Annotated in this window: 10 protein-coding genes; 6 read left to right on the top strand and 4 right to left on the bottom strand. The window is 68.2% G+C overall.

The annotated features are described in order from the left end of the window. Positions 1-10: 10 nt before the first annotated feature. Together JQ639_RS29215 and JQ639_RS29210 are read left to right on the top strand one after the other, a co-directional pair. Positions 11-730: a cytochrome b561 domain-containing protein gene (locus JQ639_RS29215; RefSeq protein ID WP_211962972.1), complete on the top strand. Its 720-nt coding sequence runs from the start codon at positions 11-13 to the stop codon at positions 728-730. Further along, positions 727-1,632 (top strand): SMP-30/gluconolactonase/LRE family protein, encoded by a 906-nt coding sequence (locus JQ639_RS29210; protein ID WP_211962970.1) that lies wholly within the window; start codon positions 727-729, stop codon positions 1,630-1,632. Before JQ639_RS29215 ends, JQ639_RS29210 begins: the two co-directional genes overlap by 4 nt. Positions 1,633-1,648: 16 nt before the next feature. Here the strand turns inward: JQ639_RS29210 and JQ639_RS29205 are convergent, their stop codons facing one another. Further along, positions 1,649-2,923 (bottom strand): serine hydrolase domain-containing protein, encoded by a 1,275-nt coding sequence (locus JQ639_RS29205; protein ID WP_211962968.1) that lies wholly within the window; start codon positions 2,921-2,923, stop codon positions 1,649-1,651. A 123-nt stretch (positions 2,924-3,046) separates the two neighbouring features. Continuing rightward, a complete protein-coding gene (locus JQ639_RS29200; RefSeq protein ID WP_211962966.1) occupies positions 3,047-4,027 on the bottom strand; it encodes a quinone oxidoreductase family protein in 981 nt (326 codons plus the stop codon). Positions 4,028-4,142: 115 nt separating this feature from the next. On the opposite strand from JQ639_RS29200, the gene JQ639_RS29195 reads away from it, so the two are divergent. Together JQ639_RS29195 and JQ639_RS29190 are read left to right on the top strand one after the other, a co-directional pair. Continuing rightward, entirely contained in the window at positions 4,143-4,538 is a 396-nt protein-coding gene (locus tag JQ639_RS29195; protein WP_211962964.1) for a winged helix-turn-helix transcriptional regulator, read from the top strand. A gap of 7 nt (positions 4,539-4,545) precedes the next feature. After that, positions 4,546-4,959, top strand: a complete 414-nt coding sequence (locus JQ639_RS29190) for a tetratricopeptide repeat protein (protein ID WP_211962962.1) — start codon at positions 4,546-4,548, stop codon at positions 4,957-4,959. Between the two features lie 19 nt (positions 4,960-4,978). Here the strand turns inward: JQ639_RS29190 and JQ639_RS29185 are convergent, their stop codons facing one another. Next, positions 4,979-5,272: a hypothetical protein gene (locus JQ639_RS29185; RefSeq protein WP_211962961.1), complete on the bottom strand. Its 294-nt coding sequence runs from the start codon at positions 5,270-5,272 to the stop codon at positions 4,979-4,981. Positions 5,273-5,412: 140 nt separating this feature from the next. Next, the gene (locus JQ639_RS29180) at positions 5,413-7,425 is read right to left on the bottom strand and encodes a S9 family peptidase (RefSeq protein ID WP_211962959.1); all 2,013 of its coding nucleotides are present in this window, start codon (positions 7,423-7,425) and stop codon (positions 5,413-5,415) included. Between the two features lie 567 nt (positions 7,426-7,992). Here JQ639_RS29180 and JQ639_RS29175 point away from each other — a divergent pair. Beyond that, the gene (locus JQ639_RS29175) at positions 7,993-9,702 is read left to right on the top strand and encodes an ATP-binding protein (RefSeq protein ID WP_249122918.1); all 1,710 of its coding nucleotides are present in this window, start codon (positions 7,993-7,995) and stop codon (positions 9,700-9,702) included. Between the two features lie 84 nt (positions 9,703-9,786). After that, on the top strand, positions 9,787-11,541 hold the full coding sequence (locus tag JQ639_RS29170; protein ID WP_211962955.1) for a putative bifunctional diguanylate cyclase/phosphodiesterase: 1,755 nt from the start codon (positions 9,787-9,789) through the stop codon (positions 11,539-11,541). The last annotated feature ends 190 nt before the right edge of the window (positions 11,542-11,731 follow it).

The following is an 11,731-nucleotide window of genomic DNA, read 5'->3' as shown; positions in this document are numbered from 1 at the left end:
GGCGGCGGGGATGGACGATCGCGCGCGGCGGCGGCGAACCTGCGTGATGCTGCTGATCGTGGCCGGCGGCGGCGGCCTCGCGGCCGGCCTCGGCAGACTCGCGGCCGGCGCGCTGTCACCGGCCCACGCCGCCCATGCCGCGCTGATGATCTATGCCTGGGGCATCCTGCTGCCGGCCGGCGCCATCGTCGCCCGCTATTTCAAGGTCACGCGCGACCAGGATTTCCCGCGCGAGACCGACAACCGTTTCTGGTGGACCTGGCACCGCGTGCTGCAGACCGCCGGCCTGCTGCTCGCAACGCTCGGCCTCGCCACCATCTGGTCGATCTCCACCGCCGGCGGTGCCGGCGCGATGACGGCGCATGGCCGCCTCGGGCTCACCGCGCTGGCGCTCGGCTGGCTGCAGGTCGCCGGCGCGCTGCTACGTGGCACCATGGGCGGGCCGACCGACGCGCGGCTGCGCGGCGATCACTATGACATGACGCCGCGCCGGCGGCTGTTCGAAGCCCTGCACAAGACCGGTGGCTGGCTGACACTGGCGCTCGCGGTCGTCGCCCTGATATCAGGCATGGTGCTGGCCGATGCGCCCGATCTCGCCCTCGCGGCGCTCGGCGGGCTGATCGGCCTGCATCTCGCCGCCGTCGTCCATTGCGCCTGCACCGGGCGCTGGACCGATACCTACCGCGCCATCTGGGGGCACCCGGCGCCGCGCCACGGAGCACAGCCATGAGACCGTTCGTCAGCCACGATCCCCGCTTCAACGCCCGCGTCATCGGCCATGCGCTGCTGGAGAAGCTGTTCACCGGCTGCCGCTGGGCGGAAGGGCCGGCCTACTTCGCCGCCGGGCGTTACCTCGTGTGGTCCGACATCCCCAACGACCGTCTGATGCGCTTCGACGAAACCAACGGCTCGGTGTCGGTGTTCCGCCAGCCCAGCAACAATGCCAACGGCAACACCACCGACCGCCAGGGCCGCCTCGTCACCTGCGAGCATCTTACCCGCCGCGTCACCCGCACCGAGCACGACGGCACGATCACGGTGCTCGCCGACCGTTTCGAAGGCAAGCGGCTGAACTCGCCCAACGACGTGGTGGTGAAATCCGACGGCTCGATCTGGTTCACGGATCCGACCTACGGCATCGACAGCGACTATGAGGGCATCGCCGCGCCGTCGGAGATCGGCCGCTCCAACGTGTACCGCCTCGATCCCGACAGCGGCACGCTCACCGCCGTGGTCACCGACCGGGTGCAACCGAACGGCCTCGCGTTCTCGCCGGACGAAAAGACCCTCTATGTCGTCGACACCGGCGCATCGCACCAGCGCGATCTCCCCGTCACCATCACGGCCTATGCGGTCGGTGGCGACGGTCGCACGCTCGGCGCGTCGTCGACGTTCGCGACTTGCCCGGAAGGCTTCTTCGACGGCTTCCGCTGCGACATCCATGGCAACATCTGGACCTCGGCGGGGCGCAACGTGTTCTGCTACGCTCCCGACGGCGCCCACATCGGCACCATCGCGATCGGCGAGATCGTCGCCAATGTCTGCTTCGGCGGGCCGCGTCGCAACCGCCTCTACATCTGCGGCCAGACCTCGCTGTATGCGATCTATCTCAACACCCGCGGCGCGGTGTGAGGCGCGGCGGTCCGCGTCACCACGAGCCGTAGCGCGCGACGACGCCGCGGAACAGCGCATCGCGTTCCGCACCGAGATGCGTGCCGCTGGCATCGCCCGCCGCATCGCGGCCCACCGCCATGTGGACCATGACGAGCTTCAGCTCGGGATCGACAAAGATCGCCTGGCCATAGACGCCGAGCAACGCGAAGCGGCGGTGGCTGCCCGGCAGCAGCCAGACCTGCAGGCCGTAGCCGAGATAGGTGCTGTCATGCCAGCGCATCAGGCCGGGACGAAACGACGGCGGCTGACGGGCGGCATCGGTCATGTCGAGCAGGTGCTCGGCAGTGACGACCCGGCGGCCGGCGGCCATGCCGTCATTGGCCAGCATCAGGCCGAGGCGGCCATAGTCGCGCACGGTCGCGTTGAAGTCGCCTTGTGCGATCTCGAGACCGTCCGACGGGTTCAAGAGCCAGGTCGCCTTCGCCTCGGCGCCGATCGGCTGCCAGATCCTGGCGTCGACATAGTCGCAGAGCGATGTGTGCGTCGCCGCGCGCAGCACGAGGCCCAGCACCTGCGTCTGCGCGCCGGCATAGTTGAAGCGCTCGCCGGCGGGATCGGCCCGCTCGGTGATGCTTCGGGCGGCCGCGATATTACCGCGCTCGCGCGTCAGCCTGTTGTAGCGTGCCCGGTCATCGTCCGCCGTATAGCTCTCGACGAACCGCGCCCCGGACGCCATGCGCATGAGGTCGACGATCCGGGTGCCGCCATAGAGCGTGCCGTCAAGCTCCGGCACGTAGGTCGCGGCAGTGTCGTCGAATGAACGGATCGATCCGTCTTCCAGCGCCTTGACGAGGCCCAGCGCCGTAATCGTCTTGCCCATCGAATTCGACAGCATGCGCATGTCCGGCGTCCGGTCGTAATTGTAGCGCTCCGCGACGATCCGCCCCTCGTGCAGCACCAGGATGGCAGTGACGCGCTGGCGCTGGAGGTAATCGTCGAGCGAGTACGACGTGCCATGAAAGCGATAGCTGAAATTGACCGGTGTGTCGGCCGGCAACGGCAGCGGCTGCGACGCCGGCGCCAGCGTGCAGGACGGCCCGAGCGTATCCAGCGCGCTGAACGAGCCGACGAGATAGCGCTCCCGGCGGCTCTCGGCCATGCTCGGCGCGACCGGATAGCCGTCGGCCTTGCCGAGAATATCCTCGTCCGGCGCGGCGACAGCCGCGGGCGGAGCGGCGAGCAAGACAAAGGTGAACGGCAGACAAAGGGCGAGCAGGAGGCGGCGGATGGAGACGAACGACATCGGCATGGGGCGCGGCACTGTTCCAGGAGTGACACGTCACTAGCCACGCTCGATGGCAAGACCATGACCATGTCGTTTCGTCACACGGAAAGCCGCGAGGAGGATATCCGCCGGCCGCCGTGTCCATCGTCACGGCATCAGCACCAGCTTGCCGACACTGCCGCGGCTCTCCAGCGCGCGGTGCGCCTGCGCCGCATCCGCCAGCGCGAAGCGCCCGCCGATGATCACCTCAAGGCGCCTGCCGGCGACCTGCGCGAACAACGCCGCGAGATCGGCGCGCACGTTCTGCGGCGTCAGCAATGGCAGGAGCGCGAAGCCGCGCAGCGCCTGATTGTCGACGAGCAGTGCCGCGACATCCGCCGGCGCCAGCGCGAAACGCCCCATGGCGCCGAACACCAGTTCGCCGCGCGGCGCCAGCGCGCGGCGCGCGATCGCCGACTGATCGCCACCGACCATGTCGATGACGACATCCGCGCCGGCGCCGCCGGTGGCGGCGCGCACCGCCGCATCCCAGTCCGGCGCGGCGGCGTCCACCGTGACATCGGCGCCGAGGCGCTGCGCAAGTGCGCGCTTGTCGGCGGTGCTGGCGGCGCCGATCAGCGTCGCCGCGCCCTCGGCTTTCGCGAGCTGCAGCAGGAGGGAGCCGACGCCGCCGGCAGCCGCCGTCACCACCACGCGGCGGCCGCGCAGGGCCGCATGGCGCACGAGCTGCAGGGCAGTGAGGCCCTGCACCAGCAGCGCCACCGCGGCCTCGAACGACACCGCTTCCGGCAGCGGCACGACGGCAGCCGCCGCCACCACGACGAATTCGGCATAGCCGCCATCGCCGCGGCCGAATGCGAACAGCGGCACCGCGACCCGCGCGCCGACGGCTATGCCGGACACGCCCTCGCCGAGCGCCGCGATCTCACCGGCGACCTCGACGCCGGGGATCATCGGCAGGAGCGGCGTCACGGCATAGCGATCGGCGCGCATCAGCGCCTCGAAGAAATTGACGCCGGCCGCGCGCACCCGCACCAGCACCTCGCCGGGCTGTGGTTTCGGCGTCGGCGCCTCGATGGCGACGAGAACCTCGGGCCCGCCGAAGCGGCTGAACTGCACTGCACGCATGGGAAGCGTCTCCGGTCACTCGATCGAGTTGTTGTCAAATCCGGAAAACGGCTTAACTGTTGTCCTCTGAGCGGCGCTACGCACTCCTTCGTTCCATACTCACCTGCAGGTCAGCATGCCCGGGATCGCCAAACGTCTGCCCCTGCTGCCCGCCGAACGCGCGCTGCGCGTCATCGCCGGGCGCTGGAAATCGACGCTGCTGTATCACGTGTTCGACCAGCCGCGCCGGCTGTCGGAGCTGCAGCGGCTGGTGCCCGATGTCAGCCAGAAGGTGATGATCCAGCAGTTGCGCGAGATGGAGGAGCACGGCCTCGTCCACCGCGAAGTGTACCGCCAGGTGCCGCCACGGGTGGAATACTCCGCGACGCCGCTCGGCCACAGCCTGCGGCCGCTGCTGCTGGCGTTGTGCCAGTGGGGCCAGCAGCATGCCGCGGCGCTGAACGAGGCCGACCGTCTCGCCGAATGCGTGGTGCGGCCGGCGCCGAACGCCGCGGCAACCCTCGCCGGCTGATGCACAGATGATCGACCGCTCCCGGCCCGCCCTGTCCACGAACGAAGCCGCGGTGAGCGCCTTCAGGCGCGGCTGCGACCTGCAGGCTGCGGGCGATCGGCCCGCCGCCATCACCCACTACAGGACGGCGATCGATCTCGATGCCACCGATCCACGCTTCTGGATCGCCTTCGGCCAGTGCCTGTCGGAGCTCCACCACTGGGACGAGGCGATCAGGGCGCTGACGCGCGGCATCGCGCTCAAGCCGCATTATTGCGAGGCGGATGCGCGGCTGATGCTTGCCGAGGCGCTGTATGGCGCCGGCCGCCTGCGCGATGCCCGGACGCAATGGGACATCGTCTCCCGGATGCAGCCGGAGTATCCGAGCTACGACCTGCCGATGCAGGAAGCGCGGCAACGGCTGGCCGCTTCGCAGCGTTGACCCGTCGCGGCCGAACCGTTCAGGTCTTGACGCGCTTGTGCTTGGACTTGCGCCGCGGCTTCGGCGGCGGATCGGGCTGGCGTGGAAACATCACCTCATGACAGGCCGGGCTGAGCTGCGGCTCGCTGTTGTGCAGGCATGACACGATGCCGTCGACGTCGGGAATGAAGCGGCTGCACAGCCGCAGCACGTCCGGCTGGCAGGCCTCACGCTCCTGCGTGGTTCCCTGCGCCCATGCGCCCGTCGACACCGCAACACTGCCGACAATCGCCAAACCCGTCAGCCAACCACCCCACCCTGTACGACTGCCCATGATGTCCTTCCACTGTCACAGTTCCGACGGCAACGCAGATTGCCGCGCGACCGCCCCCAGCAGCCCCCGAAGGATACACGTCTGGCGCAAGGCGGATATAGCCCTCGCGGAAAACTGGCTGCGCGCCCTCTGGTTCCAAATCAACCGGCAAGGCCGGGCACCAGTTCGCCACCGGTTTCGACCTTGAGCGTCGAGCCCTTGAAATCATCGCCGACGGGCTCGTAACGGCCGCCGAGATGCTTGCCGAGAAACGCCTCGGCGACGGCATAGAACGCGAGGCGATTGGCTGGCCGCGCGAAGCCGTGGCCCTCGTCGCTGAAGCTGACATAGGTCACTGGCACGCTGCGTGCCTTGAGCGCCGCCACCATCTGCTCGGACTCCGCCGCCACCACCCGCACGTCCTTGAGGCCCTGCGCGATCAGGATCGGCTTCGATGCGCGGTCGATATGGGTGAGCGGCGAGCGGTCGGTGAGGAAGGCGCGGCCTTCGTCCGTCGCCGGATCGCCGAGACGCTGCTTCCAGATGCTGAACCACGGCCCCCAGTAGGACGGGATCGTCGCCATGAACGTCTTCAGATTGGAAATGCCGAAGAGATCGACGATGCAGGCGAACTTGTCCGGCGTCTTGGTCGCCGCCATCAGCGCCGAATAGCCGCCATAGCTCGCGCCATAGAAGCCGACGCGCGCGGGATCGGCGATGCCCTGCGCCACCGCCCAGTCGACCGCGTCGATGAGGTCGTCGTGCATGCGTCCGCCCCACTCGCGATCAGCGGCGGTGACGAACGCCTTGCCGAAGCCGGTCGAGCCCCGGTAGTTGACGCTGAGCACCGCGTAGCCGCGATTGGCGAGCCATTGATGGGTGGGATTGAAGCCCCACGCATCGCGGGCATAGGGCCCGCCGTGGATCACCAGCACCATCGGCGCCTTGCCGGACGGCGCATCCGCCGGGCGCGTCAGGTAGCCGTTCAGCTTCAAGCCGTCGCGCGCAGGAATGACCACCGGCTCGAGCTTCTGCAGCGGCAGGCCGGCGAGCGCCTTGCGCTGCTTGAACAGCGGCCGCACCTCATGCGTCTCGCGGTCGAGCAGTGCGTACTCGCCGCTCGCGGTGTCGTGCTCGAAATAGGCCGTCACGATACGGTTGCCGTAGGTGCGGCCGAGAATCTCGATGTCGCCGCCGCCGCTGCTCGCGCCGAGATCGGCGAGATCCTGCACCATGCTCGTGTCGACCACGTGCCAGCGCGCCCGCTCGCGGTAGGACATCGCCGCGACCGGACGACGGTTGAACCAGTTGACGCCGACGATGTCGGCCTCGTCGTCCGACGCCAGCAGCGTGGTCTTGCGGCTCGCCATGTCCATGGCGAACAGCGCGGCCTTGTCGCGGCCGCGGGCATCGATGAAATAGAGCGTATGGCCGTCGGGGCTGAAGTCGAGCAGTCGCGTGCCGTCGATATCGCCGACAGGAATGGTAGCGAACGGCGACCAGCTGCCCGTGGCGTGGCGCTCCAGCACCTCGGCGCTGCCGTCCTTCGCAAACCGCACGCCGAGCCTGAGCTGGAAGTCGCCGTCGGTGATGAGGCCGGTGTATTCGGTGTTCTCATACAGCAGGTCGCTGCTGCCGTTGACGATGTTGACGCGGTAGAGGTCGAAGTAGCGCTTGTCGCGCTGGTTGTGCCGCATCAGCATGTCGGTCGGAAACTTGCGGTCGATCTCCTGCACGAATGACCGCACGCCCTGCGGCGGGGTCAACGGCACGATCGCACCCGAGTGGATGTTGACGCTCGAGGCACGCCAGTTCTCGTCGCCGTCGCGTTCCTGGAAGAAGACCAGGTGACGGTTGGTCTGGGCCCAGCGATAGAATGGCGCGAGGTTGCGGTCGGTGACACGGGTGACCGGCCGCGCCGACTTCAGGTCGTCGATGCGCGCCACGAACAGGTTGCGCACGCCGTCCACGGGCGCGAGCCACGCCACCGTCCAGCCGTCCGGGCTGACACTGACGCTGCCGACATCGGGATTGTCGAAGAACACGCTGCGCGGCACCAGTTCGGCTGCCGCCTGCGCCCGCCCTGCCAGCCAGGCAGACAGCAGCGGCAGTGCGGCGCCGGCGAGCGCGGCATGATGCAGGAAACGGCGACGGTCGATCGGAAGCACGGGCATGCGGCGCTCCATCGAGGGGGCGCCATGGCGAAGCCCGGCGCAATTGGCGCGCAACCCTAACGTGCCGCGGTGGCGGCGACAATCCGGCCGCCGGCCACTCCCCTGTTCATATTTGGAAACACGGCGCCGACGGCCGCCCGCCCCGGACGCGGCGCGCCCGCCGCGCATGGGCCTACGTCACAATCACAGTCCCACCGGCACCATGATCCGCCGTCCACCTTGCGCTCGCCGCCGAGCGGCCGCTGCAAGGCCCGGCAAGCCCGTGCACATCCATGGCTTTTGCCGCGCGACCGGCAGCTCCCGCGCCGGTGCACCGCGATGCAAATCCCGCGGGGCCGATTCACCAGTCGCTAACAATAAGCGGCAGCAGGTGCGGACAAGACGACGTTTACCCTGACATTTAACACGACGTGGACGGCATCGCGGCTAGGCTCCCGGCCGAATTCGTCATCACCCAGAATGGATGAAAACGTCGTGCTGCAAGCGCCTCTCACAGCAGAAGACTGGACGCGAGCGACCGAAACCTGCGGCCGGGTCATTGCCGTGTCGGGCTCGACCGTCAGCGTGATGCTGCCCTCGCCATCCCAGGCGCCGGGTGCGATGCGCGCGACCGTCGGCAAATTCCTCGGCCTGCGCGTCGGCGGTTCGCTGCTGGTCGGCGTCGTCACCAACATCTCGCTCGAGGGCAGCCCGGCATCCGGAACCCATGACGTCATCTCAGTCGCGCGTCTCGACATGATCGGCGAAATCCGTGGCCACGGCACGCAGACGCCGCAATTTCATCGCGGCGTGATCGACTATCCCGCGATCGGCGACCAGGTCGGCTCGATCGGCTCGGCCGAATTGCGGCTGATCTTCAACGTCTCCGGCGCCAGCGTCGTCGAGGTCGGCGAGCTGCAGCAGGGCAGCGCCATTGCCGCCCATGTCGACGTCAACGACATGCTGAGCAAGCACTTCGCGGTGCTCGGCACCACCGGCGTCGGCAAGTCGAGCGGCGTCGCCTATCTCGTCGACCAGGTCGTGCGGGTGCGGCCGGATCTGCGCGTGCTGATCCTCGACGTCCACAACGAATACGGCCGCTCGTTCGGCAACCGCGCGCAGGTGCTCAATCCGGCCAACATCCGCCTGCCGTTCTGGCTGTTCAATTTCGAGGAGATCGTCGACGTGTTCTTCGGCGGCCGGCCGCCGGTGGACGAGGAGGTCGACCTGCTCTCCGAGGTCATCCCGCTGGCCAAAGCCGCCTACGCCCAGTATGTCGGGGCCGACCGCGCTGCCGGCGCCGACGGCCACGTGCGCTACACCGCCGACGTGCCGCTGCCCTATCGTGTCGCCGATCTCGTGTCGCTGCTCGACAGCCGCATGGGCAAGCTCGAAAACCGTTCGTCGCGCATGGTCTACCACAAGCTGATCACGCGCATCGAAACCGCCTGCAACGATCCGCGCTACGCCTTCATGTTCGAGAACGCCAATGTCGGCGGCGACATCATGGAGGAGGTCCTTTCGGCGCTGTTCCGGCTGCCGCTCAACGGCGTGCCGATCTCGGTCATGCAGCTCGCCGGCTTTCCCTCCGAAGTAATCGACGCCGTGGTGTCGGTGATCTGCCGCCTCGCCTTCGATCTCGGATTGTGGAGCGACGGCCGCGATCCGCTGCTCGTCGTGTGCGAGGAAGCGCACCGCTATATCTCGGCCGACAAGACCGCCGGCTTCGGCCCGACCCGCCGCGCGGTTGCGCGCATCGCCAAGGAAGGCCGCAAGTACAACGTCTTCCTCGGCCTTGTCACGCAGCGTCCCGCCGAGCTCGACGCCACCATCCTGTCGCAGTGCTCGACGCTGTTCGCGATGCGCCTGACCAACGACCGCGACCAGGAACTGCTGCGCTCGGCCGTGTCCGACACCGCCGCCAACCTGCTGTCGTTCCTGCCGTCGCTGGGCACCGGCGAGGTGTTCGTGTTCGGCGAGGGCGTGTCCCTGCCGAGCCGCTTCCGCTTCCGCCTGCTGCCCTCGCACATGATCCCACGCAGCGAGGCCACCGGACCCAACGGCCTCGATACCGCCGCGGCCGATCCTTCGCTCGGCGCCGTCATCCAGCGCTGGCGCGGCATCGCCAGGCAGAAGGCGCTGACGACGGCCGCCGATGGCGGCCGCGCCATGCCCGCCACCGCATCGCCGCCGCTGCAGCCGCGCACCCTGGATCCCGACCGCTACAAGTTGCTGAAACGACCGCTCGAAGGCGCCACGGCGCCCGGCACCGCGTCCCATACCGTATTTCCGAAGTAACCATTGAAGGCGGGCCGATCGGCCGGCGGGACGCCATTATGGCCCTGCCCGGCAAGCGCATCGAAGCCCCGCGAAAGTGCGATAATGTTGAGTGCATTGAACCAGCAGTCTGCGGACAACCGGCGGCATGATGATGCCGCCGCCGACGCCCTCGCGGAACGCCACCTGCTCGAGGCCATCGTGCGCCAGTTGCCGGTCGGCCTGACCGTGCAGGACGAGCGCGGCAACTTGCTGCTGGTCAACGACGCCGCCGCCGGCCATTTCGGCACCAGGACGAAGGCGCTCACCACCACCACCACGGGCGACGACGCCTCCTTCGCCCCCGCGCTTCCTGCGGCCGCGGTCTCCGAGGAAGAGCGCGGCGACCGCGTGCTGCTGACCACCCGCAGCCCCATTCGCGTCGCCGACCGCACGCTGGTGCTGTCGACCTCCATCGATGTCACTTCGCAGAAGGCAACCGAGGACGAACTGTCCCGCCGCGCCTATTTCGACGAACTGACCGGGCTGCCCAAGCGCAACCTGATCGAATCCCATGTCAACGCCGTGCTCGCCGGCGCCGGCGCCCAGGACTGCTTCGCGCTGGTGTTCTTCGACATCGACAATTTCAAGCACATCAACGACTACTACGGCCATGCTGCGGGCGATGCGCTGCTGCAGAAGATCGCCAAGCGGCTGAGCGCAGACCTGCGCCCGGGCGACATGCTGGCGCGCATCAGCGGCGACGAATTCCTGCTGCTGCTCCATCCGGTGCGCAGCGAGGTCGACCTCATCAGCACCGTCGACCAGTTGATCCAGCGCCTCAAGGCGCCGATGCTGATCGACGACTTCGAGATCTTCGCCTCCGCCTCCGTCGGCGCCAGTCTTTATCCCGACCATGGCGCGACCTACGACGTGCTGCGCCACCACGCCGACATCGCCATGTACAGCGTCAAGAGCGCCACCAAGGGCGGCTTCGCTGTGTTCGACAGCGGCATGGCGCGCGAGGCCAGCGCCCGCACCGAGCTCGAGCAAAACCTGCGCCTCGCCATTCTCGAGAAGCGCTTCCACTGCGCGTTCCAGCCCAAGGTCGACATTCGCTCCCAGGAGGTGATCGGCGTCGAGGCGCTGGTGCGGCTGTACAACGAGAAGGGCGTGATGCAGGCGCCGGGCACGTTCATCGACCTTGCGGTCGAGCTCGGCCTGATCGACGAACTCACCCATCTCGTGCTCGACGAGGTGATGGATTCGATCGATCTGATCGACGACTATTTCGGCGCCGGCGTCAGCATCAGCCTCAACGTCGCGGCCAAGCAGGCCAACGATCCCCTGTTCATGCGCGCCTTCGCCGCGGCGCTGGCGGCGACCAACTGCCCCGAGCGCTTCATGATCGAGGTCACCGAGGATGCCTTCGTCAACAAGAGCCAGTTCCAGACCGACGTGCTGCCGGGCCTGCGCGAGCTCGGCGTGCGGGTGTCGATCGACGATTTCGGCACCGGCTATTCGTCGCTGTCGGCGCTGACCGACATCACCGCCGACGAGATCAAGATCGACCGCTCGTTCGTGACCGATATCCACAAGCGGCCGCGCAGCCAGGCCGTCCTGCGCGCCATCGAGTCGCTGAGCGAGGCACTCGGCATGACGGTGATCGCCGAGGGCGTCGAATCCTACGAGGAGCTCGCCTATCTCCAGGGCGCGAGCCGCATCCGCTATGCCCAGGGCTACTATTTCTCGCGGCCCGTGACCTTCGAGGACATGCAGGCGAGCGGCCGCACCGCCGACCTCGGCCGTGGCCGCGCCGAAAGCCGCCTCGCCCGCGACCATCGCGTCAGCCAGTCCCGCACCACCCGCCGCGAGCGCTGAAGGGCGACGCCCACGCCAGGCCCACTGCGTCATCGCCGGGCTTGACCCGGCAATTCAGCTTGCTCGCCAGACAGCGAACGCATCCTGAAGCTGGATCACCGGGTCACGGCGCTCGCGCGCCGGCCCGGTGATGACGTCGAAATGAATGGCAGCACATCGCCTGTCCGGTGCAACCGGCCCGTGCCACCAC

The organism is Bradyrhizobium sp. U87765 SZCCT0048 (assembly GCF_018131225.1).
Lineage (GTDB): Bacteria > Pseudomonadota > Alphaproteobacteria > Rhizobiales > Xanthobacteraceae > Bradyrhizobium_A.
This window is presented reverse-complemented; position numbering and strand designations above follow the sequence as displayed.